The following is a 25,746-nucleotide window of genomic DNA, read 5'->3' on the forward strand; positions in this document are numbered from 1 at the left end:
AAGTTAATTAGGCGTTTTAGATTTAGAGAAAGATCGCTTAAAACTTAGGCAATAAACCCACTGGATTTATTTTTTTGCCATTTTTGATCATTTCAAAATGAAGATGCGCATTGGTCGTTGCTCCTGTATTCCCAACCAATCCTATAGGCATTCCCTGTTTTACCACATCACCTATTTTTACAGAAAAGCTAGCCAAATGAGCATAAAGCACACTGTATTCATCATCAATTGTTAAAACAATATTCTTTCCATAACCTGTTTCTTTCTCTTCCAAACGAGTAACTTTGCCATCCTTGACTGCTAAGACAACCGTTCCCTCTGCTGCAATGAAATCAACTCCTGTATGTAGTTTCTTAACCTTATAAATAGGATGCATTCGCATACCATAACCGACTAAGGACTTAAAATCTCCTGTTTTTATAGGCAAAATAAATGCTCCATTGGTAGAAGTGGTTGTTTTAGACTGAAAACCAACTAAGCAATTCAAAGCAATAAAAATAGGAATGAGTAAAAATATTCTATAAAAAGATTTATTTTCTAATTGATTATAATGAGCAATCATTGTAATACGTTTTAAAGTTAATGAATGGTTGAATTGGTTTCCAAAACTTGCCAACTTAGAATTAGTAGCATATTTCATAATGAGTTGTTGATAAAAAATAGGATCTACTCCACTTTTTACAACTCCTTGATCTGCTAAATATTCGTGTAGTTCTGTCAAGTCCCTTCGAAACCAATATATGAAAGGGTTAAACCACTGAAAAACGTATAAAACTTCTGTTAAAACTCTATCAATACTATGCCATTGTCGAACATGAACCTCTTCATGTTGAGCAATAAGTAGGTAATCATCGGACTGCCATATATCTTTACTAATAAAGATATAGCCCATAAAAGCAGCAGCTACCCTTGGGCGTTCTACCAATACGTATTTGTAACCATTTTTTAACCTAATTTCAGCACTAAATAGTGTCCGTAACACGGATAAAATTTGAATACAAAAACGCCCTCCCACCATCATTAGCCCTAAGCAATAACCCCAGGATAAAAAAAGCCAAAAATCAGCCCAAGTTAATGATTGATGTACAACAGGTAGTTTCTCGGTAGACCAAGCTGTAGAACTTAAGTCCTCCCATTTGGTCAATTCTATTGCATGAATGCTAAGATTAGGCAACCAATCTCCCCAGTCATGCATCTGTATAAAAGGCAACACAAATACAGCTAACAAAATAAGCATTAAAGCTAGGCGTTGAGCCTTGAACGAACAATGTTTTTGCAGCAAAAAGCGATAGCACAACATAAAAACCCCCAAGGCAATAGCCGAAAAGCAAATTGACCTAAAAAACTCAGCCATTATCGTCCTGCTTTCTATCTGCTATTTGTTGTTCAATAATCTGCTTCATTTCCTCCAATTCACGAACAGATAGGTCTTTATCTTTTGTAAAAAAAGAAGCAAAGCTAGAAGTAGAATTATTAAAAAAACGAGCAAGAAATCCTTTAAAAAAGCCAGAAAAGTAAATATCTCGACTGACTAAAGGGTAATATTCATGTGTTTTTCCATACGTATTGTAGGCAATGAATTTCTTTTTGACCAAAACCCGAATCACCGTTGATACGGTCGTATAAGCGGGTCTTGGTTCATCGTATGCTTCTATAATATCCTTTAGAAATGCCTTTTCGAGCTTCCATAAATGATGCATTACTTGTTCTTCAGCTTGTGTTAATCCTTTCATAGTACAATTATATGACTATTTTTATAGTAATACAACTATTTTTATAGTAATTAAATGTTAATTTTTTTTAGCGTCTATCAGAATTGCTCTCCAATTCCTAATTACGCCAAGGTCCAGTAATCAAAATTATTCAAGAAAATTTTTGCAATGTTTTTGGCATCATCAATTCCTCTATGGTGTGTTCCTTCCATTTGGATTTGCTCTCTATTTAAAGCCCCCTTCATACCTAGTGGTCGAGACAAGTTATAGATATCTGCATACTGATGTTTTAAGCTGATGTGTTGTCTTAACCAAGTGGTATCCAAGCCGTGTAATTCGCAATCTTTTTTAAATTGGGAACGATCATAAAAACCCCAAGAGCAAAGCCAATATTCTCCTCCAAATGATTCAATCCACTCCAAAAAATCATCCAAAACAACAGGAAAAGTTTCTGCGGCATCTACCTCCTCTTGCTTGATGGTCGTCAATTCTTTGCAAAAGTCTGACAATTCAGGGTATAACTTAGGTTTTACAAAACTATTATACTCCCCAATTAATGCTTGCCGTTGATTGATGCAAACAGCTCCTATTTCTATAATTTCATTGGTAAAAGATCCTTTTTTGCTCCAACAGGTAGCTTCTAAGTCTAATATAATATAATTCATTCTTTATTTTTTTAAGGTTTTATACATCAACTGTCTTATCACTCTAACAAATCGCTCTATTATACCAAATTAATGGTAACAAACCATCTAATCTTTCGAAATTTTATTACATTGAATGTATCCCCCATTTTTATACTAAAAATTTTGACACATCATGATGATAAGACGTAATTTTTTAAAATTATTAGGACTTACAGGAGGAACTAGTTTATTAGGTATCTCTTGCAACAACGCACCGACTACCACTCCGTCTATAGACAAAGAAACGACAACGCCACCTACTCCTATCCAACCAATTGTGGTATCTACTTGGAAACATGGAATGGAGGCTAATGCAGCAGCTTGGCAAATTTTAGAAAAAGGAGGAACCGCATTAGATGCCGTAGAAAAAGGGGTGATGGTTTCAGAATCTGATCCTGAAAATACATCTGTAGGAATTGGAGGAACTCCCGATAGAGATGGACATGTTACCTTAGATGCTTGCATTATGGATCATGAAGGAGCCTGTGGTTCAGTTGCTTTTTTACAAGAAATTGAAAACCCAATTGCTGTTGCTCGTCTAGTGATGGAAAAAACCCCACATGTTATGTTAGTTGGGAAAGGTGCTCAAGATTTTGCGCTTCAAGAAGGATTTCAACGTAAAAATTTATTAACTGAAAAGTCAAAAGAAGCTTGGCTGGAATGGAAAAAGACCTCTAATTATACCACTCCTGTTAATATCGAAAATCACGACACCATTAGTATGCTGGCAATTGATAAAGCTGGAAACATTTCTGGTGCTTGTACCACAAGTGGTTTAGGGTACAAGATGCACGGACGTGTTGGAGATTCGCCTATTATCGGGGCTTCTTTATTTGTTGATAACGAAGTGGGTGGTGCCTGCGCTACTGGTGTTGGAGAAATGGTGATTCGAGTCGTTGGCAGTCACTTGGTCGTTGAACTTATGCGCCAAGGTCACTCTCCGCAAAAAGCTTGTGAAATGGCCGTTCAGAGGGTTATATCCAAACATAAATCCGTAGAAGGGCAGCAGGTTGGTTTTTTAGCTCTCAACAAAAATGGTGAGGCAGGAGGCTTTGCAATTTACAATGGCTTTAATTATGCTTATAGAACGCAAGACAAAAATGAATTGATTGACACCCCATTTACTAGAGAATGGTAATTAATTCAGTGCATCCGCTCCAATAGAAAAGAGCCCAATTAAGCACTTGACAGATAAGTGTTTAATTGGGCTCCTTCAATTCCGTTTGTTAGACCATATTAATATCCAAAAACTTGTTCTAAACTTAGCTCCTCTAATTTTCCTAAAGACTTCAAATAATCCATATCTAGTTTGTCCTTATCCCCTAGAACCAAAAAAGTAAATTTTCGACCTTTGATTTTGTCAGCATGAAAGCCTTTAAGGGCTTCTATTACTGCGGTTTCACTCTTAGCCAAAGCTTTGAATTGTTGATATTCATCGGCTCGAATATCTTTATCTAATCCCAATTGAGCATTTCCTCGGCGATCCCAAAAGATTTCAGCTCCAGTGATACGCTCCGATTCTATTTTTTTGAGAATAGCATCTACAGCATTCATAACTTGATCGTTCGACATGGGCATCTCTTGAATAATTCCAGTCATAGCAGGAATTGCTTCTTTCAATTTATCTGCTTGTGTCCCAATAAATGCTCTTAAATAATGTGCTTTATCCTTTTTGCTAGGAGAAGAATTAAACACATAAGCAGAATAAGCCAAAGCTCTAGATTCTCTTATTTCTTGAAAAACAATAGAGGACAAGCCTGCACCAAAGTATTCGTTATACAAACGAGACAAGGTATTTTCTTCTAAATCAAAGCTAGTTATTCCCTTAGAAATCATCAAAATTTCGACCTGTGGCATCCCTTTATAATCTACAAAAACCACTTTGTTTTCATCCGTTGGCAATTGTACAAATCGACGAGCAGGTTCAACAGGCTTAGGAGTTGCAGGAACGTTGTGATGCTGATCTAGAATAGCAGTAACATCCTCCTTAGTTTTTGAGCCATAATAAAAGATTTTGTGCTCATAACTGGTTAATCTCTTGATGCGTTTAATTAAATCATTGGTCGTTAAGACATCTAATGCAGAAGTATTTAAACGGGCTTTAAACGGAGAATTATAACCATAATACGCATAACTCAACATTGCTTGTTGCAAAATTTTGCGTTTATCTTTTTTCGCATCCATACGGTTTTTCTTCAAGTCTCCCACCATCTTCTTTAGCGCATCCTCATTGGCAGCAGCATAGGCTAAAATATGCTCAAACAACTCCACTCCTTTTTCAAAAGAGCGATCCAACCCAACTAAGGTAACATAGGAAACATCAGACCTTACACTTACATTAAAAGACAAGCCTAATTTGAAGAATTCTTGTTGCAATTCCTGAGCGGTGTATTTATCCGTCCCCAAAAACTTAAGATAACGCAAAGCAATTGGCAATACATTATCGCTGTTGCTTCCCATTTCTATAATATAAGCCAACTCAAATGTCTCATTGTCGTGATTTTTAATGTAATCCATCTCAACACCTGTTTTTAGTTTTTGGTTTGTTATAGACCCATTATAATCCAAAAAGACAGGTTGCTGTCTAGGAGATTGTATTTTGTCAAATCCTGCTCTAAAAATAGATTCCACCTCTCTATTGAGACTAACGGGAGTGATCTGAGGCTTGTCCACTTTTTGCACATTGTTGTCAGTCCCTTCCCTTTTGTAAACGACTACACAATTATCCTTTTTGAATTTTGCCGTTACAAAATCAACGATATCTTGTTTACTAAACGCACGCATTCGTTTATATTTTTGGCAAGCATCTGCCCAAGAATGGTTAAAGATAAAGGCATCTAACATACTAAAAGCACGTCCAGAGTTTGATTCTAACTTACGAATTTCTTGAATTTCAAGATTATTAATAACCGCTTCTAACATCCAATCTTCAAACTCTCCCAATTTGATTCGCTCCAATTCCTTGTACATATAATCCTTAACAGCATCCAAGTTTTGCCCCTTTCTAGGTTCTCCATAAAGATAAAAGAAAGAATAATCATTGGCCGCCCAAGCACCAGCAGCACTACGTTGTCCGATGACTTGCTTTTGCAACAAGTTCATATCAATCAAACCCGCTTTTCTATTGTATAAAATTCCTGCTGCCAATTGTGCTTTTAAGGCATCGTCTGATCCTGCTCCATCGAGTAGCCAACCTACCTGCATATTTGATTTTTCTTTGCCAAAAATATCAATAGACTTGGTTTGTGTCAAGGTTGTTGCAGCAGGCTTTTTCCATTGAGGAACCCTTTTACTTTTAAAATTTCCCCAATATTTTTCAATCATTTTTACCATTTCATTGGGGTCAAAATCTCCCGAAAGAATAATGGACATATTGTTGGGTACATAGTAGGTATTAAAATAATCGTGAATTTTTTTCATAGAGGGCGTTTTCAAATGCTCCCCTGTTCCAATCGTTGTTTGCGTTCCGTAAGGATGATTGGGCAATAGCCCCTTCATAAAAGCAGCAAACACCTTTCGTCCATCTTTTCCTTGTGCAATATTATACTCCTCATAAACCGCCTCCAATTCGGTATGAAACAAACGCAAAACCAACTCATTGAATCGTTCAGATTCTAACTTTAGCCATTTTTCAATTTCATTAGAAGGAATATCGTTGATGTAAACCGTTCGATCCAAAGAAGTAAAAGCATTTGTTCCCTCTGCTCCTAGCGAAGAAACCATTTTGTCATATTCATTGGCTGCCACATACTGAGCGGCCAAGCCCGATAAAGAATCAATTTGATGATAGATAGCCGCTCGTTCATCAGGAGTAGCACTCCTATGTTTCTCGTACAAATTAGAAATTTGCTTGAGCAATACTTTTTCTTTTTCCCAATCTAAAGAAGCAATTTTGCTAGTCCCCTTAAACAACATATGCTCCAAATAATGAGCTAAGCCAGTGGCATCCGCAGGATCATTTTTAGAGCCTGCTCTTGTTGCAATCATCGTCTGTATTCTAGGGGCATCCTTATAAACACTCATATATACTTTAAGACCATTTGCCAAAGTATATATTTTTACCCCCATTGGATCTCCATCAACCTCTTCGAAGGCATAAGTGCCATCTTCATTTTGTTTTGTTTGCATATTTCTGTTACAAGACATTCCCACCCAAGAAAGAAGCAGTGCTAATAATCCTATTTGTTTAATATTCATAATTCAGTTTTTTATCATAAGTAAGTCGGTCGGCAAAATTAGTAAAATATCTTGTGCTTTGAATCAAAACCTCTGGTGGCTTTTCACGAAGTTGTAAAAAAATAAAAACACAGATGTTCCTAAATTTTATCAAAACCTAGGAACATCTGTGTAAAAAGATATTTTTAACTCTTTGCTGTTCTAACAGCGTCTTTTAAATCATCAAAGCCAATTCTGCTAAACGAGCCGAATAGCCAGCCTCATTATCATACCAAGCGGTTACTTTTAACATGCCATTGTGTACTGTTGTCAAAGGAGCATCAAAAATGCTGGAATAGGGACTAGAAACGATGTCAGTAGAAACCAATGGTTTTTCAGAATATTCCAAAATACCTTTAAGTTCTGCTTCTGAAGCTGCCTTAAACTTACTATTTACGGTAGCAACATCTACTTTTTTGTCCAACACACACATTAATTCAACCAAAGAGCCTGTTGGAACAGGTACACGAATACTAGAAGCACTAATTTTACCTTTTAGTTCAGGTAAGACTAATGCCAAAGCATTGGCAGCTCCTGTAGTAGTAGGAATCATATTAACTGCTGCTGCTCTTGCTCGTCTCAAATCTTTGTGTGGTGCATCTTGCAATTTTTGGTTGGCAGTATAAGCATGAACTGTACTCATAAAACCATATTGGAGCCCCCAGTTGTCGTCTATAATTTTCACTAAAGGAGCCAAGCAGTTGGTGGTACAGGATGCGTTAGAGACAATTAAATCTTCCCCTGTTAATAGGTGATCATTTACTCCTTTTACAATTGTTGGTACCCCTTCACTCTTGGCAGGTGCAGACAATAAAACTTTTTTGGCTCCTGCTGTTATGTGTAACATAGCTTGTTCTTTCTTTCTAAAAAAGCCCGTACACTCCAAAACAACATCCACCTCCAAATCTGCCCAAGGAAGCTCCGCTGGATTTCTCATAGAAAAAGTCGGAATTGTTTTACCATTAATGACTAAATTGTCATCAGCCACATTAACTGTCCCCTCAAAACGACGATGGGAAGAATCATATTCAAATAAATGAGCCAAAGTAGCAGTATCTGTCAAATCATTAATTCCTACTATTTCGACATCCTTTCTATTAATTAAGTTCCTTAAAGTTAGTCGTCCAATACGACCAAATCCATTTATCGCAATTTTTTTTGCCATCTTGATTTATTTTTATTTTCTTAATACGTAAAATAAAAAACATTGATTTTGAACCATTTTTGCATTACCAACGTTAACTATTCAACATTAATCTTCAAAATTGAATTAGAAAGATAGCAAAAAGTTTTTATTTTTTTTTGGTGATATGAAAAAACCGCTTTATATTTGCACAGCAATAATCGGCGGGTTATTATTTTGGTCCATTCGTCTATCGGCTAGGACGCCAGGTTTTCATCCTGGTAAGAGGGGTTCGATTCCCCTATGGACTACCAATACATATTCTATTAATGAATAAAAGATTCATTTTGGTCCATTCGTCTATCGGCTAGGACGCCAGGTTTTCATCCTGGTAAGAGGGGTTCGATTCCCCTATGGACTACCAAATACATATTATAATTAATGAATTTAAGATTCATTTTTGGTCCATTCGTCTATCGGCTAGGACGCCAGGTTTTCATCCTGGTAAGAGGGGTTCGATTCCCCTATGGACTACCAATACATATTCTATCAATGAATAAAAGATTCATTTTGGTCCATTCGTCTATCGGCTAGGACGCCAGGTTTTCATCCTGGTAAGAGGGGTTCGATTCCCCTATGGACTACTCAAGAGCATTCTGTAACAGGATGCTCTTTTTTGTTTTAAGGATCTATCTAAGCACTCTCCTTTTCTAAATTTTCACAGCACTATTTCTTTTGTCTGAACACTTCTTTTATTTTTACCCCTAACTTTTTGGGATAATCTCTAACATCAATTCCTAGCTTACTCGTATTATTTTACACTAGCTCAATATTTTATGGATTATAAAAATAATATCGGACTCATTTTCGCTCATATAACATTTTGGTTATTATTGGCTGCTTCTCCGTTTTACTTTAATACACAATTATTTGGAATTTCTGTAGCTATTGTTCGAACCGTTATCCCCATTAGTTGTATTCTTATGGTTGCTTATGGCAATAATCTTTTTATCATCAAACAGCTCTTTAGACGAAAGAATTTTGTCTGGTACTATCCCTTTTTGGCTTATAGCCTTATCATTCCTATTACCTTATTTGCTTTCGAATTTCTTTTTGAGTTCGTTAATACCCTCACCAATATCGAAGTTTCGTTAGTCATAGAAGCACGGCAGCATGGAGAAATCATTGACATAGAGAGAAGCGACTCTAGTTTTCCTCGCTCTATTATTGGCTTGATCGTTATTTTTACACTTTTTGTGAGTTCTCTTTATGGTTTGGCGATTGAATTTATGCAGCGAGACCGCCAAGAAATAAAATTAAAAGCAGCCAACCTAAAAAATGAGCTAAAGCTATTGCGTAGCCAAATGAACCCACACTTTTTGTTCAATGCCATGAATAATTTATATGCTATTGTACAACTAAAACCAGAGAAGGCAGGCGAGTTTGTCCTAAAATTGTCTGATATGCTCCGTTATGTAACCTATGACTGTCAAAATGAAAAGGTTTCTATCCACAAAGAAATTGATTACCTCAACAATTACATTTATTTTCAGAAGTGGCGAGATCAAAATTTTCAAGATATTGATTTAACAATAGAAGATAACCATAGTAACTTGCAGATAGAACCAATGCTTTTGATTCCCTTTGTAGAAAATGCTTTTAAACACAGCTATGACCATAATGGCTCTATTAGAAGATGGGTCAAAATCCACCTCAAAAATACCCCCAATAAATTAATATTTGAAATTCAAAATAATCTTTCTACCTCCAACACCCAAGAAGACGTTCCTGATGAATATATGGGAATTGGAATAGAAAATGTGAGAAAACGATTGGAGCTATTGTATAAAAACAAACATCAGCTGCACATCAAAAAAACACTTCATGATTTTCAAATACAGCTAATTATCCAGCATTGATTAATTTAAGAATAGGTCTGTAATACAGGCCATAAAACTGATTTAATATGACTATAAAATGCCTTGTTGTAGACGATGAACAGCTAGCTAGAGAGATGTTAGAGGCGTATATAAGCAAAATCCCTGAGCTGGAATTGGTGCAGCTTTGTAAATCTTCCTTTGAAGCACAAACAATACTTCAAACCAATCCAATTGATTTGATGTTCTTGGATATTCAAATGCCTCAACAATCGGGAATTGATTTTTTAAATCAATTGGGCAACAACAAGCCTAATGTTATTTTTACAACCGCCTACCCTAATTATGCCATACAGGGTTTTGAGTTAGAGGTCATTGATTACCTACTAAAACCTATTTCTTTTGATCGATTTAGGCAGTCTGTACAAAAAGCATTAAAAAATTTCAAGATAGCCTATAAAGCAGAAGAATTTGATCGCCAACAGGAGCAAAAAGAGCAATTTATCATGGTGCATTCTGAACATAAGCATCATAAAATTTTACTCCAAGATATTATTTATATTGAATCGTTAAAAGAATACGTTCGTTATCATACCTCTAAGGGCAAAATTATAGAACTCAACTCCATGAAACGATTAGAATCAGAATTGCCCAGCAACCAATTTATTCGCATCCATCGCTCTTATATTGTCTCTCTTCATCAAATTCAAAGCTACCAAAATGGTCATTTAGTCTTAAAAGTCCCCTTAGAATTGCCCATTGGGAAAACGTACAAAAAAGTAATTCTAGAAAAGCTGTTTAAATAAAAAATAATCCCAATCCGAGGCGTTTAAGGTAGGGCAAAAAAAATTGAATAGGATTTGTCCTATTTAATAAAGCTCGATCGATATAAGGTTGTAATAGATTCAATAATTAATACTCAAAATGAAATAGAAATGAAAGAGTTTATGATGATTTTTAGAAATGATTACAATCCTAACATCAAGCCATCTCCTGAGCAGCTCCAAGCTAATGTAAAAAAATGGCAGGATTGGATTGGAGGCATTGCAGCACAAGGAAAATTTGTAGGAACCAACCGATTGGGCTTTGAGGGCAAAACATTAAACCCCAATAACGTTATTACAGATGGTCCTTATACAGAAATTAAAGAAATTATAGGGGGGTATATTATCGTCAAATCCAATACGATTGATGAAGCATTAGAATTAGCGAAAAATTGTCCTGTATTAGACATTGGGGGCAATGTAGAAGTCAGAGATATTATGTCCATTACGCTATAATTAGCTGTCCTATCCTATTTTTTAATAAAGCCTGTATTGCAGGCTTTATGCTCTTTGATAATGAACAAACAACACTTAATTCCACATCTATTTAGAAATGAATTCAGCAAGATCGTAACGGTTCTTTGCAAAAAGTTTGGTTTAGCCAATATACAACTGGCTGAGGATATTGTCGCAGAAACGTTTTTGATTGCTACAGAAACTTGGGGACTAAAAGGAATTCCCCCCAATCCTACAGCTTGGTTATATGCGGTTGCTCAAAATAAAACCAAAGATATACTCAAAAGAAATCAGGTTTTTAAACACAAAATAACCCCAGACTTAAAAGATCAACCGATAACGTCGGCTACTTTTCAGCTCGATCTATCAGAACAAAATATATTGGATGGTCAAATTCAAATGCTATTTGCGCTCTGTAATCCAGCCATCTCTACCACATCCCAAATTGCTTTAGCATTAAAAATTTTGTGTGGATTTGGCGTTCATGAAATTGCCAACGCTTTTTTGACCAACAAAGCAACCATTAATAAAAGACTGCACAGAGGCAAACAAAAATTAAGACAACAAAATATTGATTTATCGTTCCCACTCCCCCACGAAATAGAAAATAGGCTGCCCAATATTCTATCCATCCTTTACTTACTGTTTAATGAAGGATACTACTCCAAAACAGCACAAAAAACACTACAAAAAGATATTTGCTTAGAAGCTATGCAGCTCCTCTATAACTTACTAAAGTATCCCCCCACTAATCAACCCCAAACCAATGCACTCATGGCCTTATTTTGTTTTCAAGCCTCTAGGTTTGACGCAAGAACCAATCATCTAAATGAGCCTATTTTGTATGCTCACCAAGATCAAAACATTTGGGATAAAGAATTAATTGCTAAAGGCAATTATTATTTGAACTTATCCGCACAAAAAAACATGGTTACCAAATATCATTTAGAAGCAGCCATAGCCTATTGGCATACCAATGTGACGACTCCTGCAAAAGAAAAATGGGAAGCAATCTTACAATTGTACAATCAGCTGCTACAGATAGCGTACTCCCCAATTGCTGCCCTAAATCGCACCTATGCCCTATCCCAAACCAACAGTTGCTCAGAAGCAATTCAAGAGGCGCTAAAAATTGACCTAAAAGACAACCATTTATATTACGCTTTATTGGCTGAACTTTATAAGGATTTAGATCCCCAAAAACAGTTAGAGTATTTACAATTGACCTTGGCATTTGCCAAAACTGAAAATGATCGCAAGGTGTTACTCAAAAAGATAAAAGCTGTTCGGGTAGACTAAAAAAGGTCTGCTCTCCAGCAGACCTTCTATAAAAACTTACCCAAAAAAAACTACTTAATTCTTTAATGTATCATTAATTTACATTCTTAATGAGATCATTTTTTTTCAGCTTCCTTTCGTTCAGCTTTTTGGCGTTCTACTTCTTTTGCCAAAAGCCCAACCTTCACCTCCAATGATTTAATTCGCTTTTCCATTTTAGAAAAGGCATCACTTTGAGGCAAATTCATTTTGTCAAAAGCTGAATCTACTATTTTTTTAAATCTATTTTCGAATTGAGGGCGTTGTGTTTCTGCGTTTTTAACAACATCATCGACTACTTTCTTACCTTCTTCTTCAGAAATTTTTCCCTTTTCTACCAATTCATCAATAGAATTCTGTAGGCGTTCTGTAGTTGCAGCAACAATCCCAACTCCTGTATACAGGACCTTCTTAATTAGATTTTCCATTTTTATTGCTTGTCTATATTCCTAAATACCAGCATCTTCTTTGCGAAGTGCTTCTAGACTTTCTTCTACTAGTTTGCTTAATTTTGCTTCTAGTGCAGCAATACGCTCTTCCAATTCTGCTTGTTCTTCTGATTTAGAAGTTGTAAAACCAGAAAATGCAGTACCAATAACTTCTTTAGCTTTAGACTCAAAGTTGTCAAAATACTTAAACAACGATTTAGTATCTACTCCTTCGTTATAATCATAATCGTAGTTATTTGAACCTTCAAATCCAATTACTTCTTCTTTTACGACTTTAGCAATATTTTTACTTAAAGCAAAAACATCTTTTACGGTGTCCGTGATCATGTTTGTGATTGCCATTTTTAATTGATAGTTTAAATTTGTTAAAAGAAGGGATGATAAAAAAATAACTTCTCTTTTATCATCCCAAGTGATTGATTGTTGATGATTATCTTGGTTTGAATCTTAAATTCACAACAAATGTACTACATTTTTTTTGGAGTTTACAACCCGATTTTGCAATTTTAGATAATAAATATTATATCGCTTCTTTTCTGATTTTTAAATAAAAAAAATTAGATCAACTAAACTAAATTACATTTTCTTCACTTTTATTAAATAATCTACAAAATCAAGTTCTGAAAATTATTTTATTTTAAACTATAACTTTAATAATAGTTCAATTTATATGACATTTTGGAACTGACAGCTTGTCGAAAGGCAATTTTGGCATTTCATCTGAACTATTGCAACTAGAATAGTTTAAACAAACTAAAGTAAAAATAAAAAAGGCAAGATAAAATAGAATTTATACTTAGCAGTCTCAACAAATTACTATAAAAGAAAATCATTTGTGCTAAGCATAAAAAGAAAAGAGGCCCCCCCTTGCAATGAGAAGCCTCTGAAAAAACAGTACAAAAATTGCTAAATTACAAACCTATTATCTTATGAAAAACTTGCAATAAGCAAGGTGAAAAGGTAGTCAATCTTTCCACCTATATGCTTAAACGTTTAAACTAAAAATCAAGTTTCTTTTATATTCTACATTTTTCTTAAAGTTATGTTAAAGTTTTGTTTTTTCAAACTATTTGCAAAGAAAAGAAATCCAATTTTAAAATCTATAGCCCAAAATAAGATATCCCCCCAGATGAATAATATTAGTTTGATTTTCTTGCCCTCTAAGGCTGGTATTTCCTCTAAAAATATTTGATGCACCAATATCAGATCTTAAGCCATAGCCAATAACAAACTTATCCACCAAGATCTCTTGCCCTATTGCAACTTTGAAGCCAAAATCAAATTGATGAAAATCCGCCAGTTTGTCAAACATCAAAACTCCATCATAAAATAATTTGGCCTCCCTCAGTACTCCCACATAAATCCCTGCTTGAGCAACTAGCTTAGTATTAAATAATTGATCGCTATTCGTACTCCACAAATCATGCTGATAAGCCAAAGAAATACGATTGTATTTCATAACCCATTCCTTGATATAAAAAATGCCTTTTTCATAACTCCCATAAGCCTGCTTATTATCTGCATTGATAGAAAACTCTGCCACTAAAGCACCTTTAGGGATTATCTTATAAGATGCCCAAAGACCATAATTGGCTGCCAAGCCAAAATAATTCGTTGTCAAACTATTCTTATCAAACCCCTCTCTGGTTTCGTTATTGAGTAACATTGTAGAGTTAACCACAATAAAGGCGCCCGCTGCAAGTTTGCCTTCTACCAAATTCTTCTTTGGCGCTCTCTTTATTTCAACTGCTTCTAATAATTGAATGGGCTCTGTCTTATGATCAGAAGCCAATGCTCCTATTTTTAAAGCATCCAAAACAGCCCAGTTGATTTTAGATGCTGCAACCTGCTTATCATCCGTTGCCACAGCAACTATATCCAAATCTAAATTTTTAGTCCTAGGACTTTCGCCGCTAAAATCATTTTTAGGTTCTGTCTCCCCAGTCAAAAGAAAATCTTTGGGCTGAATCCCCTTTGCAACATCCAATAAGTCGTTCTCTTGACGATTTAATGGTTGATTAGCAGGATTTGTAACCGCTTCTATATTTCTTTTTGTTTTAGTAGGTTCCTCAGAGTGCTTTCCTTCAATTTTTACTGCTCCAGCGTCTTCAATAGTGTGCCCTGTACTCTCCTCCCCCTTAACCTGTTCACGATCATTGACGAGCGCATTCTTTTTCTTTAACTCATTCTTTTTCTCCGTCCAAGTAGCTGTTGTTACACCAGTTCGTTCTTCTTGATTGGTTTCAATAGGTTGATTAACAACAAAAGTAGTATTTTGAATTGGATGAGGTTTATAGTTACACATCCTTAGCAATAATAATAATAAAGCTGTGGTCATTAAAAATCGCAACATTCGCTTTCTCCAATCACTAACAATCGGTTTAGCATCCAAAATTTTACTAATATTGTCCCAAGTTTTATCAATATTTAACTGCCTATTGATGGCAAACCAAACTTTATTGGGCGTTTGAGTTGTTTCTTCTTGTAAGAAACTCTCTTTTAACTTAGTATCTAGGTCGGTATCTGTAACGGCTCCATTTTCAAGTTCGTCAGAGATAGAAGACCACAAAAAGGTAGGAGCTGCTTTTGTTAATTGAGCATTTAATCCATCCTTTACTTTTTCATCGATCGCTGCATCTAAATGACTTGTATCGTCCAGTTCTTTTTCTATCTTTCCCCAAACAAAAGTTGGGGCACTGCTCTTTTGTTCATTTAGATAAGTATTTTGAATCTTTTGATCCAATGTTTCATTGATACGCTGCTCCAAATCCATTTGTGAGGCAATGTTTTCCCACAAATGCGCTGGCGCATTCTCTTGAATAGTATCAAAAGAACACTTTATTTTAGCATCAATATGTTTATCTAAATTATTTTTCATCGTTCTTACTCAGCAATTGTTTTAACAATGCCCTAGCCCTATGCAACTGAGATTTAGATGTTCCTTCGCTTATATCTAATTTTTCGGCAATTTCTTTATGGTTGTAGCCTTCTACTGCATATAATTTTAGTACAATAGCAGCTCTTGAAGGTAATTCATTGACCAAGGCAATCAAATCTTGCGCATCAATTTGATCCAAAACATTTCCAATATGAGGACTGATGGCGACCTGAGTATAAGACTCTAATTTTTCTTCATGCCGCTTTTGTCTACGATAATGATCCAAAGCAGTATTGATAATAATTCTCCTTATCCAACTTTTCAAAGAGCTTTCAAAATTAAACTGTTCTAATTTTCGAAATACCTTAATAAATCCTTCTTGCAAAATATCACAGGCTTCATCTTCATCATTATTATAAGAAAGACAAACACTATACATTTGATCCGCATATTTTCGATAAAGCATCTCTTGATATTGACGCTCATTCGCAATACACTTTTGAACCAAGTCCTTTTCTGAAATATTTTTAATATCTAATTTATCTTTCACCCTTTCATTAGCTTTGCTTTACAAAAACAGCCTTCTGCTCCTCCCGTTCCAATTTAGCAACCACTTCTTCATATAACTGCTGATTAATTGTCTTAGTAATTAAAATTGTGCTTTGACCCCCTACTGGTGATTTTTCAGCCTGTTCTAGACTTGCTCCCTGAATAGAAGAAAACCATTGAGCTGGATCTAACAATATTGTTGCTTTTGTCTTGGTAATTTTTGCTAAGTCCACTTCTTTGTCATTTCCCATCAAATCTTCTCCTGTTATGTGAAGAACTTCTGTCTTAGCCAATTCAAAACGGACGGGGTACAACAAGCCCATTTTATTTTTAAAGGTACCATTAATGACTAAATTAGGGGTATGGCTGCTTTTAGAAACCAATTCTACATCAATGGATTGGTAGATGCCCTGAGGCACATCAAACGACAACTCATCCAAACGCTCTATCCCTAATGGTGCAGTAAATTCATCGGTATAATGCTTGGTAAAATATACATCTGCTCCTTCGGTTCTTTTTCCATCAAATTTGAAAGACTCCACCATCAAATAGCCCTCATCAAATGTCAATTTTCCATCTAAAATAGTTGCATCCAACAAATCAATACTAAAACAGATTTTTGTAGGCTGTTTCCATTGATTTACTTTAGAACAAGCAAAGATACTAAGAATAAAAAAGCAAAAAATTTTTAGTCTCATTTTTAATTTTGTTTCCCTTATGACGCTTTTAAATATTAATAGGTTGCAAAGGATTTTATTTTTTTTACTTTTTTTTCAACGATCGAATAATAGGGAAATTGCTCACAAATTGCAGCGTTTAAAATGGTATTTTACCTCTTATAAAAACAATGCTTTGAATATAAATAATTAATATTATTAATGCAACATTGTTGCATTTACTTGCCTCAAAAATAATTAGTTATACATTTTAAAATAAATAATTATTTATATACATTTGGCTTGACGTCACAAAATTAACCCCGATTTATATTCACAACATTCCCCAACTACACAATTACAATTATTCCAAACATGAAGACAACAAATTTTTTATTCCTCTTAATCCCATGTTTCTTATTTTCAGGGCTCTTACTACAAGCCCAAACCCCTGAAAACTACCAACAACAAATACACCAACACACAGAAGGAGAACCCAACCACGAATGTGGTGCACACCCAACTACTGGTCAGGTCAATTACATGAATTTGACGGCAAGAGAGCGCCAAAATTATGTAAGCCAAAGCCGAGCGGGTACTATTTACATTCCTGTACGTCATATTATTGTTAGAAAATCAGATGGTACAGGTGGTATTTCTAGTACAGATTTACAAAATGCAATGGATGAATTAAATACTACTTATGCTGCTGCTAATATTCAGTTCTATGAGTGCAGCAAAGCTTATGTTAATAGCGATACTTATTATGACTTTGAAACCTCTGAAGAAGCTGCTTTAGCTGCGGCTTATGAAGTTGCCAATGTGGTTAATATTTTCCACTGTAATACGGTTTCGAATGGAGCAGGAAGTTTCTACTGTGGTTATGCTTATTTCCCAGGTGGTGCTGATCGAATTGTAATGAAGAACAGCTGTACCACCAATGGAAGTACTTTTATTCATGAGTTTGGTCATTATTTCTCTGCTTATCACACCCACCAAGGCGGTAATGAACTTGTTAATGGTTCTAACTGTTCTACTGCGGGTGACCAAATTTGTGATACACCTGCTGATCCTAATTTGTCGGGTGTTGTTAATAGCTCTTGTGTTTATACAGGTACTGCTACCGATGCCAATGGCGATAGCTATACTCCACAAACAACAAATTACATGTCTTATTCCAGAAAATCATGTAGAACGGTCTTTACCAATGGACAAATTGCTCGTATTCGTTATAGCGCTGTTAATGATAGAAATTACTTAACTTGCTCTTGCTTTTCATACGACTATGTTGGATACTTTAACTTTGGTTCGGATGTTAGCAGTCACAATTACACAACCACTGGCACTACTTCTTTAGTTAGCGTGTACAACTGTGACTCAGACCCTCTACAACAAAGAGTTGGTGGTTGTTCTAGCGCTCCTAATTCAGTTAGTGTAGATTTTGATGTACCAGCAGGTACCGACAAATTGCGTTTATTGTTAAAAGGAGGCTGGCAAAATAGCCACAGTGAAATTCATATTGATGGTCAATATCAAAAAGATTTCACCTTAAATACAAGTAGTTGTAGCACTGGCTATACCTATGTATACATTTACAATATTTCTAACCATACGCAAGACGGCAAGGTTACAATTGAGTTGGTAGATCCTACAACAGGATGTGCTGGTGATTTTATCATCGACTACATGTATGTTTATGCAGCCAATTGCAACGAAAGTAGTTATGCCAAAATTCCATACTTTACCAACTTCAACTCTGGTATTTTAGACAACTATTGGTTGACCCAAAGTTCAAATGAATTTGGACGTGCTGAATTAACCAATTTGAATGGTCCATATTCTGGTGCTTATCACTTGGTAATGGATGTAAATACCAATGGCAACTACGCTACCAACCAAGCTGATCTACGAGTTGATTTAGACAATTGTACTAGTCCTACTCTCTATTTTAGATGGAAAGAATTTAATGATGAAACGCATACACAAGATGGTGTTTACTTATCCGATGATGGAGGAGAAAATTTTGTTAAAGTACATGATTTAACAGGAGGTACTTATAATACTTGGACTGCTGTTAGTCTCAACTTAGCAACCTTGGCTACTACTCATGGTTTAACACTAAGCAGTGAGTTTGTGATTCGATTCCAACAGTATGATAATTACAAAGCTACGACAGATGGTATTGCCATTGACTATGTTTATGTCTATGGTTGTAACAATACACCTACTCCTATGGTTATCATGACGGATGAAGACAGAAGAAGAGGTTCGGTTGTTACCGAATTCCCAGGTTGGGAAAATGCAACCAATGATCCTCTATCTACTGATATTGATGCGATAGATGAAACAGCAAGCAAAACAGAGGTAGATGTATTCCCAAATCCAGCAGATCAACAATTGAGTCTTAACTTCAGACAATTTAAAACGGCTGATAAAGTAACCATCAAATTGGTCAATATGCTTGGTGCGGTTCAATATACAACAACACACAATATCAATAATGGGCAATCAGATGTTATTGGCTTGTCTATTGAACAGTTACCTGCGGGTGTCTATTCTGTGGTTATCGAAAGTAATAACAAAATGCTACACAACAAACGTTTTGTAATAGAGCACTAGATCACTCCAATGATCGTTTCAAATTTGAGCCATCTCATTAATGAGATGGCTCATTTCTATCCATAATACTATAATCCAATCTAATTACTGCTTAATAAAATTAGAGGTATATGTTTTTTCTGAAACCCCTACAACACTAATGATATAAGCACCTGCTGGTAGTTCATTAAAGTCAATCGCTTCTCTTGTATTCTGACCACTAAGCGAAATATTTTTAATCAAAGTGCCGATACTTGAACGTATTTGAATGCCTTGAATAGCTTCGTCTTGTAAGGTTGCTACTAATACCCCATTGGTAGGATTGGGATAAATACTTAGTGCTTCTTCTCTCTCGGATAGTGTTGCTGCTGAGGAATGTCCTTGCTCAATTAATTCTACAATTTTTGCTATTTGCTCAGGAGTTAACTGAAATCCATTATTCGATTCGGCAAAGTTATAAGTGAGTTGATAAGCAAAATCGCTCGCATAACAACCGCATTCTCGTTGATAAATCCCAATAACGTAAAGAGTGTTAGGGGCAAAAACATAATCGGGGAATGTAGTCGTTAAGTCCCAAGGGCTACCACTAGTGCCTGGAGGTACAACTGTATTTCCTGCTTGATTGCCACTGGCTAATGTTCCTATATCAATCCCCAAAGGAGATACATTATTTACTTCTGCAACAAACCAAGCGTATTCACAATCTCCTGCAATACTATCATCAGCAACACTAATATTGTTTACAGATGCTGTAATTTGCTGATTGCTACCTTGGTGTTGTACGGTGATATTAAGACCAGGGCTTGCTAATTTAAGGACAGCAATATCATCAATTGCTAAATCATTTCCATCCCCATTACCATTTTCATCTAAAATAATACGGATTAATTCTGTAGTGCTAGTTGCCGTAAAATTCATTTCCACCGATTGCCAATCGCAGGGGTCTGTAGGAGTAGTTGAGATTGTTGCTGTAGTCGTACTCCCTCCTGCCTGTAGGGTAATCTTAGGTAATACATCAAACGTGCATTGCGGCATATTTTTAAAGTTGACACAGAATTTATAACGTTCTCCTTCTTCTAACCCTGTAATAGGTTGTCCCCAGATGGTGTTACTCCCCGCTTGTTGCGTTCTTCCATTTACTAACATAAAGTTACTGTTATTTGGAAAATTGCCTGAACAAAAAGAATGGTCTGCTACAGTAGCACCAAAAGCTGCTGCGGTTGTTGTTACTTCATATTCACCAGGAAAAGTTCCAACCGTATAAGTACTCAAAAAACCAGTATTTCCAGCTTCAAAGTTACCATTTTGTACTAGGTTATTTCCATCACAGCAGTAATCACCATCAGGACCATTGTCTTGAACAACCATGCAAAAATTATCGACAGCAACATATTTGCCTCCTTGTATAATAGCATCAGATGATGCAATAGCAATATGCGTTATATTTCCTGTTAAGGCAAGGCCATTGGTACTAAAAGAAAAAGTCATACTATTATAGGTATCATCACACTGATTGGGAACAGGTACGGTACCTAACAACACTATTTCTTGCGGCAAGCCACTTGCCGAGAATAAATTAACATTAAGAGGCGTATGGGATGCTGTTGGGCTATTAGCATATACATAACCTCCTGGATAATTAGGATCATAAATACCATAAACACTAATCTCTGCATCACCAGAACCATGTAAGCAAGCAATGTCAAAGGAAAAGGCATAGTTACCTGTATTTAAGGGAACAGGAGTAGCCAACTCATTGAGCATACCTTCTCGCCAAGTACTATTGGATAGATTTCGGCTATCAATCCATAAACTACCATAATCTCCTGATGCGGGAGAAGGCGGCGCACCAATAGCAGCATTAAATTGATCATAGTAATCTGCTTCACTGTTTCCTGCCCAAATCTTGTCCCAACCGCTCGCAAGGGTTATATTATTACTTACATTCGTTGGTACGCCAATTTCAAAATCTCCATTGGTAAAAAAATTACCAGGACAAAAAGTAGAATTTTGCGCCATTACAGCTTGAACACTGCAACCCAATATCAGCAGCAATGCCATTATAAATTTTGATTTTTTACACATCATAATGTATTGTATTTGAATTAAAAATAGAGGTATCAGAGATGTCATTAATAGGCTCTTTTTCGTTCACCTATTTAAGTATTTTTTTCTCTCTTATTTATTATTATAATCTATTTATAGGACTAATGTTGGTAGAAATAGTTATTCGTATGGATTGGTTTATCCTTTGCACCTCTCAACTTATCCAACTCATTATCAACAACTTTTATTTTTTATTTTATATTTTTCTAACTAATATTTTTTTGCTTATAACAATATTAATCCCGTTATTTGCTAATAACAGCCCCTTTTAACCTCCACAAACTATCAATCTAAATATTACGACTCAATAGCTTCACCTACTGCAACAAGTAGGCTGTCCAAACAAGGATTAAAACATGCAAAAATCGCTTCTGTCCTATAAGCAACCCACATTTTACCTGCAAATAATGCCCTTTCTATCTATTCCCCGTCTGCCACTATGGTGGGGTCTATGCATGCTCTTGGGCGTATCGAATATTCAAGGACAATCCCCCTATCTAAAGCATTTTTCTTTTTCTGAAGGCCTCCCCTCCAACACGGTGTATGCTGTTTATCAAGACAAACAAGGTTACATTTGGTTTGGAACAAACCTTGGTGTTTGTCGATATAACGGCTATGAAATAGAAAACTTTATTAATAAAGAAGGGATACCTGATTTAGATATTTTTGGCTTTTATGAAGACAGCCAAGACCGCTTGTGGTTTCGCACTTTTAATGGCAAATTAGGCTATTATAAAAATGGGCAGTTCTATAACGAAAATTTCGATTGCGCTTTGCGTGTAAAGAATCCAAGTAGTTTGATTGCAAGCATTCAGGAGTATAAAGGCTCCATTTATTTCACTTATTTTAGAAAAAGGATATTGCAATTAGATTCCACTACTAAGCAACTGCACGATATTAAACTAGATAAAAATGCTGATTTAGTACAGCTTTATAATAATAAAATACTAACAGCCTTACGAGATTGTGATTCCTTTAAGGTTCATTCTTTGGGAGCATTAAAAACACTAAAAAAGATCCCCTGTCCTTCTTTTCTAGAGTTATCGAGAAGTGCTTCCTACAAAGAGGGTTGGTTATTCTCTAACTACAAAACATTAAGGTATTTAGACCTTAAAAAAGGTACCAATACACTCTTAACTAGTTTTAAACGAGACATTATAGCGATTCATACCATTGATTCCTTGGTTTGGGTAGGGACATTTGATGGCGCTTATCTCCTCCGAATAAAAAACGATAGTTCTATTACTATTTTGTCTAGTGTTCTCCGTGGTAAAAAGGTAACGGCTATTTGCAAAGACTTTGAAGGAGGATTATGGTTTAGCACCTTAAACAATGGGGTATATTATGATTATAATACGAACTTAAATATTCACTATTCTACCAAAAATAAAACCGAAGCACTAGGGACAATCTCTTCGCTGTCCGTTGATCAAGACCAAAGAACTTGGTTAGGTTTTTCCAAAAACAAATACGGCTATGGATACCCGCCAAACATAACTTTTAAAGAATTCAGTAGGTATAAGCACCATGAAGTTCGCCGCATTGCATTCTTGGGAAATAAAGTTTGGGGCTTGGGAGGTAGTATTTTGGGTCTAATAAAAAATAAGAACAAAAATCTTAGCAAAATACCTCAATTAATTTTTGCTGCAAAAGCAATTCTTTTGGATGAAGAAGGCAATTACCTAATTGGTGGCAATCCTGGTTTGTTAAAAATTCCTCAAGAATTGCCTCCTAGCCACACAGAGAAGTACAGTACCTTGTTAAATCGCATTCCGCTTAAATTTCGCTTAATAAAAGATAGGGTAAATTACCTGCATAAAGATCTACAAAAACAAGTATGGCTAGGCTTATACAAAGGGCTATTTAAATTGGAGGGCAACCAAATCCTAGAAATTAAATTTAAAGGAAAATCACTTGAAGATATTAGAGGAATTTGTAACTATGATTGGCAAACATTCTTGGTAACAACCAGCCAACAAGGTGTTTTTGTGGTAAAAAATAACCAAGTTGTACAAAACATTGGGGTTGCTGATGGGCTCAATGCTATGAATTGCTTTAAATGTATTGTCGATCAGAAAAAAAGAGCTTGGATAAATACTTCTAAAGGCATCAATTTATTGTCTGGGATAAACGATTCTATCAAAATCCAAGACATATCTTTTGAGTTAGGTTTGCAAAATGAAAAAATTGTCGATATTGCCTTGTCAAATGATACCTTATTGTTTGCTACACCAGACGAAGTTTTGTCTTATTTTCCTCAATCCGCTCCCCTTTCGTCGCCTCCCATTTTAATCATAGATGAAGTTCGTGTCAATAATATTCCTCAAGTCAATATTAACAATTTAGAACTAAAGCCACACCAAAATAATTTAAGAATTGCATTTACTGCCTTGTCTTACAAAAATAACAAAGCGATTAAGTATTTGTATAAATTGATTGGGGTGGCTCATAAATGGACGACCACCACCCATCGAGCCATTTCTTTTGATGCCTTACCAGCAGGTCGTTATACCTTTCAACTCAAAGCGATTAATTTGAGAGGAATTGAAAGTCAGTTATTGGAGGTCAACTTTACAATTGCACAACCCTTTCACAGGAGTATTTATTTTTTTCTACTAATCTTATTGGGCTTAGGCTTTCTATTTTACCTATTGCTCAAAATTAGAATTACAAAGTTAAAACAAAAGCATGAAGTTGAGCAACGAACCATACTGAACCAAAAGAAAAAAGCAGAGCTAGAGGGAGAACTCAGAGTCTTAGAGCAACAAGCGCTTCGATTGCAGATGAATCCCCATTTTATCTTTAATGCACTAAATACCATCAAAGGCTATTATTCTAGCAAAGATATTCAAAAGGCTAATACTTATATCAGCAAATTTTCTCACCTTCTGCGTATTATATTAGAACACAAAAAACGAACCATCAGCTTAGCCAAAGAAAGAGAGTTGTTAAACCTATATCTCAAATTGGTGATGTTGCAATACAATACAAACTTTGAGTTTTCATTCACTATTGATCCTTCCATTAACCCCTATGAGGTCGTCATTCCCTCTATGTTGCTACAGCCTTTTGTCGAAAATGCAATCATACATGGCATTTCAACCATGCTAAAAAATGGAAAAATAACAATCAATATACAAAGAAAAGATTCCCAACTATATTGCTCTATTCGAGACAATGGAATCGGAAGAAAAGCGGCCAAGCAACATAGATTTAGCAAGACCAATCGGGTCAATGCTATTGATATTACCAAAAGACGTTTAGAGTTGATACAGGAAGAGAGTGAAGGAGAGGCTTCTATTTTTATTAATGATTTATACAATGAGCAGCACCAAGCCTTAGGAACAGAGATCATGCTCATTTTACCTTATAAAGAAGAATGGTGAAATATAAATGTGTTATAATTGACGATGAAATGCAAGCAATTAATGCCTTGCAACACGAATTAAAAGAAAATTGCCCTGAAATAGCAATCATAGGTCAAGCGAATAGCGTGGCTACCGCTGTTGTTGAAATCAATGAAAAAAAACCCGAATTAATTTTTTTAGATATTCGGCTCACAGATGGTCTTGGGTTTAATGTATTGGAACAAATAAATGACGATAACATCAAGGTTATTTTTACAACTGCCTACAGCGAGCACGCCATCCAAGCGTTTCGTTTTAATGCAATTGATTACTTATTAAAGCCCATTGAGGGCATCGAATTAGTACGGGCTGTGCAAAAAATATTAAAGGCTGAAAACAGTCAATTAAAACAACGAATCAAGTCCTTATTAGCACCTGCAAAAGGAGACAAAAAAATAGCCATTGCTACCTCAGAGGGAATCCATCTATTTCCACTACAAACAATTGTAAAGCTCAATTCTGAACGCAATTATACAAGAGTGTATTTCTCTGATGGCAAAACGCTCTTATCTGCCAAAACACTCAAAGAATTTGAAGGGCTTTTAGCTCCCTACCAATTTATGCGAGTCCACCAATCGTATATCATCCACCTAATACATATTAAGAGTTATATGAGCAAGGATGGTGGATATATTTTAATGGAAGATGAATCTACTGTTCCTTTGGCCTCTCGAAAAAAGAGTCAATTATTAGAGGAGTTGAAGAAGTTATAATTTTTTAGTATAAGATATAGGAGTGAGCCAGCAAGCTAGGTTTGGGGTGTCAAATTAAATGGCAGTGTACAAAGTTCTTTATAATCGTGAACTTTTTTCTATCAATAGTAGTTTACCCTACAAGTAATCTTCATTCATCCATCTAAAATATAGCGATCGCATGCGTTGGAAAGTACAAAA

19 protein-coding genes and 4 tRNA genes are annotated in these 25,746 nt (G+C 35.6%); 12 read left to right on the plus strand and 11 right to left on the minus strand.

What is annotated here, in order from left to right:
- Positions 1-37: 37 nt before the first annotated feature.
- From AsAng_RS13410 to AsAng_RS13420, 3 genes are all read right to left on the minus strand, one after another.
- Positions 38-1,354 (minus strand): peptidoglycan DD-metalloendopeptidase family protein, encoded by a 1,317-nt coding sequence (locus AsAng_RS13410; RefSeq protein WP_264793310.1) that lies wholly within the window; start codon positions 1,352-1,354, stop codon positions 38-40.
- Complete coding sequence (locus AsAng_RS13415) at positions 1,347-1,733, minus strand: BlaI/MecI/CopY family transcriptional regulator (RefSeq protein ID WP_264793311.1); 387 nt, start codon at positions 1,731-1,733, stop codon at positions 1,347-1,349. Before AsAng_RS13415 ends, AsAng_RS13410 begins: the two co-directional genes overlap by 8 nt.
- A 101-nt stretch (positions 1,734-1,834) precedes the next feature.
- Positions 1,835-2,377: a 3'-5' exonuclease gene (locus tag AsAng_RS13420; protein ID WP_264793312.1), complete on the minus strand. Its 543-nt coding sequence runs from the start codon at positions 2,375-2,377 to the stop codon at positions 1,835-1,837.
- Between the two features lie 154 nt (positions 2,378-2,531).
- Here AsAng_RS13420 and AsAng_RS13425 point away from each other — a divergent pair, with 154 nt between their 5' ends.
- The gene (locus tag AsAng_RS13425; protein ID WP_264793313.1) at positions 2,532-3,536 is read left to right on the plus strand and encodes an isoaspartyl peptidase/L-asparaginase family protein; all 1,005 of its coding nucleotides are present in this window, start codon (positions 2,532-2,534) and stop codon (positions 3,534-3,536) included.
- 98 nt (positions 3,537-3,634) lie between these two features.
- Here AsAng_RS13425 and AsAng_RS13430 read toward each other — a convergent pair whose 3' ends face one another.
- Positions 3,635-6,595 carry a M16 family metallopeptidase gene (locus AsAng_RS13430; RefSeq protein ID WP_264793314.1) on the minus strand — a complete coding sequence of 987 codons (2,961 nt, stop codon included), beginning with the start codon at positions 6,593-6,595 and terminating at the stop codon, positions 3,635-3,637.
- 193 nt (positions 6,596-6,788) lie between these two features.
- Complete coding sequence (gap, locus tag AsAng_RS13435; protein WP_264793315.1) at positions 6,789-7,778, minus strand: type I glyceraldehyde-3-phosphate dehydrogenase; 990 nt, start codon at positions 7,776-7,778, stop codon at positions 6,789-6,791.
- Positions 7,779-7,975: 197 nt separating this feature from the next.
- On the opposite strand from gap, the gene AsAng_RS13440 reads away from it, so the two are divergent.
- The 8 genes from AsAng_RS13440 to AsAng_RS13475 all read left to right on the plus strand — a co-directional run bounded on the left by AsAng_RS13440 (position 7,976) and on the right by AsAng_RS13475 (position 12,192).
- Positions 7,976-8,050: transfer RNA gene (locus tag AsAng_RS13440), tRNA-Glu, on the plus strand.
- A 35-nt stretch (positions 8,051-8,085) separates the two neighbouring features.
- Positions 8,086-8,160 (plus strand) — tRNA-Glu (locus AsAng_RS13445).
- A 38-nt stretch (positions 8,161-8,198) separates the two neighbouring features.
- A tRNA-Glu gene (locus AsAng_RS13450) sits at positions 8,199-8,273 on the plus strand.
- A 35-nt stretch (positions 8,274-8,308) separates the two neighbouring features.
- Positions 8,309-8,380 (plus strand) — tRNA-Glu (locus AsAng_RS13455).
- A 192-nt stretch (positions 8,381-8,572) separates the two neighbouring features.
- Positions 8,573-9,655, plus strand: a complete 1,083-nt coding sequence (locus tag AsAng_RS13460) for a sensor histidine kinase (RefSeq protein ID WP_264793316.1) — start codon at positions 8,573-8,575, stop codon at positions 9,653-9,655.
- A 47-nt stretch (positions 9,656-9,702) separates the two neighbouring features.
- On the plus strand, positions 9,703-10,419 hold the full coding sequence (locus AsAng_RS13465; protein WP_264793317.1) for a LytR/AlgR family response regulator transcription factor: 717 nt from the start codon (positions 9,703-9,705) through the stop codon (positions 10,417-10,419).
- 129 nt (positions 10,420-10,548) lie between these two features.
- The gene (locus tag AsAng_RS13470; protein WP_264793318.1) at positions 10,549-10,893 is read left to right on the plus strand and encodes a YciI family protein; all 345 of its coding nucleotides are present in this window, start codon (positions 10,549-10,551) and stop codon (positions 10,891-10,893) included.
- Between the two features lie 60 nt (positions 10,894-10,953).
- Positions 10,954-12,192 carry an RNA polymerase sigma factor gene (locus tag AsAng_RS13475; RefSeq protein ID WP_264793319.1) on the plus strand — a complete coding sequence of 413 codons (1,239 nt, stop codon included), beginning with the start codon at positions 10,954-10,956 and terminating at the stop codon, positions 12,190-12,192.
- 95 nt (positions 12,193-12,287) lie between these two features.
- On the opposite strand, the gene AsAng_RS13480 is transcribed toward AsAng_RS13475, so the two are convergent.
- From AsAng_RS13480 to AsAng_RS13500, 5 genes are all read right to left on the minus strand, one after another.
- Positions 12,288-12,638: a phasin family protein gene (locus tag AsAng_RS13480; RefSeq protein WP_264793320.1), complete on the minus strand. Its 351-nt coding sequence runs from the start codon at positions 12,636-12,638 to the stop codon at positions 12,288-12,290.
- Positions 12,639-12,659: 21 nt separating this feature from the next.
- Entirely contained in the window at positions 12,660-13,001 is a 342-nt protein-coding gene (locus AsAng_RS13485; protein ID WP_264793321.1) for a hypothetical protein, read from the minus strand.
- 751 nt (positions 13,002-13,752) lie between these two features.
- Positions 13,753-15,537, minus strand: a complete 1,785-nt coding sequence (locus AsAng_RS13490; RefSeq protein ID WP_264793322.1) for a hypothetical protein — start codon at positions 15,535-15,537, stop codon at positions 13,753-13,755.
- A complete protein-coding gene (locus tag AsAng_RS13495; RefSeq protein ID WP_264793323.1) occupies positions 15,527-16,087 on the minus strand; it encodes an RNA polymerase sigma factor in 561 nt (186 codons plus the stop codon). The genes AsAng_RS13490 and AsAng_RS13495 overlap by 11 nt, the downstream gene beginning before the upstream one ends.
- A gap of 7 nt (positions 16,088-16,094) precedes the next feature.
- Positions 16,095-16,784: a hypothetical protein gene (locus tag AsAng_RS13500; protein ID WP_264793324.1), complete on the minus strand. Its 690-nt coding sequence runs from the start codon at positions 16,782-16,784 to the stop codon at positions 16,095-16,097.
- 333 nt (positions 16,785-17,117) lie between these two features.
- On the opposite strand from AsAng_RS13500, the gene AsAng_RS13505 reads away from it, so the two are divergent.
- A complete protein-coding gene (locus AsAng_RS13505) occupies positions 17,118-19,361 on the plus strand; it encodes a zinc-dependent metalloprotease (RefSeq protein ID WP_264793325.1) in 2,244 nt (747 codons plus the stop codon).
- A gap of 84 nt (positions 19,362-19,445) precedes the next feature.
- On the opposite strand, the gene AsAng_RS13510 is transcribed toward AsAng_RS13505, so the two are convergent.
- Positions 19,446-21,428 carry a carbohydrate binding domain-containing protein gene (locus AsAng_RS13510; protein ID WP_264793326.1) on the minus strand — a complete coding sequence of 661 codons (1,983 nt, stop codon included), beginning with the start codon at positions 21,426-21,428 and terminating at the stop codon, positions 19,446-19,448.
- 425 nt (positions 21,429-21,853) lie between these two features.
- Here AsAng_RS13510 and AsAng_RS13515 point away from each other — a divergent pair, with 425 nt between their 5' ends.
- Complete coding sequence (locus AsAng_RS13515) at positions 21,854-24,832, plus strand: sensor histidine kinase (RefSeq protein ID WP_264793327.1); 2,979 nt, start codon at positions 21,854-21,856, stop codon at positions 24,830-24,832.
- Positions 24,826-25,566 (plus strand): LytR/AlgR family response regulator transcription factor, encoded by a 741-nt coding sequence (locus AsAng_RS13520; protein ID WP_264793328.1) that lies wholly within the window; start codon positions 24,826-24,828, stop codon positions 25,564-25,566. Before AsAng_RS13515 ends, AsAng_RS13520 begins: the two co-directional genes overlap by 7 nt.
- Positions 25,567-25,746: the final 180 nt, after the last annotated feature.

Origin of the sequence: Aureispira anguillae (assembly GCF_026000115.1) — a bacterium.
Taxonomy (GTDB): Bacteria; Bacteroidota; Bacteroidia; order Chitinophagales; family Saprospiraceae; genus Aureispira; species Aureispira anguillae.

What these genes read in the sequence shown, in the direction of transcription:
- AsAng_RS13410 (WP_264793310.1), bottom strand. Translation starts at nt 1,354, where the DNA reads ATGGCTGAGTTTTTTAGGTCAATTTGCTTTTCGGCTATTGCCTTGGGG.
- AsAng_RS13415 (WP_264793311.1), bottom strand. Translation starts at nt 1,733, where the DNA reads ATGAAAGGATTAACACAAGCTGAAGAACAAGTAATGCATCATTTATGG.
- AsAng_RS13420 (WP_264793312.1), bottom strand. Translation starts at nt 2,377, where the DNA reads ATGAATTATATTATATTAGACTTAGAAGCTACCTGTTGGAGCAAAAAA.
- AsAng_RS13425 (WP_264793313.1), top strand. Translation starts at nt 2,532, where the DNA reads ATGATGATAAGACGTAATTTTTTAAAATTATTAGGACTTACAGGAGGA.
- AsAng_RS13430 (WP_264793314.1), bottom strand. Translation starts at nt 6,595, where the DNA reads ATGAATATTAAACAAATAGGATTATTAGCACTGCTTCTTTCTTGGGTG.
- gap (WP_264793315.1), bottom strand. Translation starts at nt 7,778, where the DNA reads ATGGCAAAAAAAATTGCGATAAATGGATTTGGTCGTATTGGACGACTA.
- AsAng_RS13460 (WP_264793316.1), top strand. Translation starts at nt 8,573, where the DNA reads ATGGATTATAAAAATAATATCGGACTCATTTTCGCTCATATAACATTT.
- AsAng_RS13465 (WP_264793317.1), top strand. Translation starts at nt 9,703, where the DNA reads ATGACTATAAAATGCCTTGTTGTAGACGATGAACAGCTAGCTAGAGAG.
- AsAng_RS13470 (WP_264793318.1), top strand. Translation starts at nt 10,549, where the DNA reads ATGAAAGAGTTTATGATGATTTTTAGAAATGATTACAATCCTAACATC.
- AsAng_RS13475 (WP_264793319.1), top strand. Translation starts at nt 10,954, where the DNA reads ATGAACAAACAACACTTAATTCCACATCTATTTAGAAATGAATTCAGC.
- AsAng_RS13480 (WP_264793320.1), bottom strand. Translation starts at nt 12,638, where the DNA reads ATGGAAAATCTAATTAAGAAGGTCCTGTATACAGGAGTTGGGATTGTT.
- AsAng_RS13485 (WP_264793321.1), bottom strand. Translation starts at nt 13,001, where the DNA reads ATGGCAATCACAAACATGATCACGGACACCGTAAAAGATGTTTTTGCT.
- AsAng_RS13490 (WP_264793322.1), bottom strand. Translation starts at nt 15,537, where the DNA reads ATGAAAAATAATTTAGATAAACATATTGATGCTAAAATAAAGTGTTCT.
- AsAng_RS13500 (WP_264793324.1), bottom strand. Translation starts at nt 16,784, where the DNA reads ATGAGACTAAAAATTTTTTGCTTTTTTATTCTTAGTATCTTTGCTTGT.
- AsAng_RS13505 (WP_264793325.1), top strand. Translation starts at nt 17,118, where the DNA reads ATGAAGACAACAAATTTTTTATTCCTCTTAATCCCATGTTTCTTATTT.
- AsAng_RS13510 (WP_264793326.1), bottom strand. Translation starts at nt 21,428, where the DNA reads ATGATGTGTAAAAAATCAAAATTTATAATGGCATTGCTGCTGATATTG.
- AsAng_RS13515 (WP_264793327.1), top strand. Translation starts at nt 21,854, where the DNA reads ATGCCCTTTCTATCTATTCCCCGTCTGCCACTATGGTGGGGTCTATGC.
- AsAng_RS13520 (WP_264793328.1), top strand. Translation starts at nt 24,826, where the DNA reads ATGGTGAAATATAAATGTGTTATAATTGACGATGAAATGCAAGCAATT.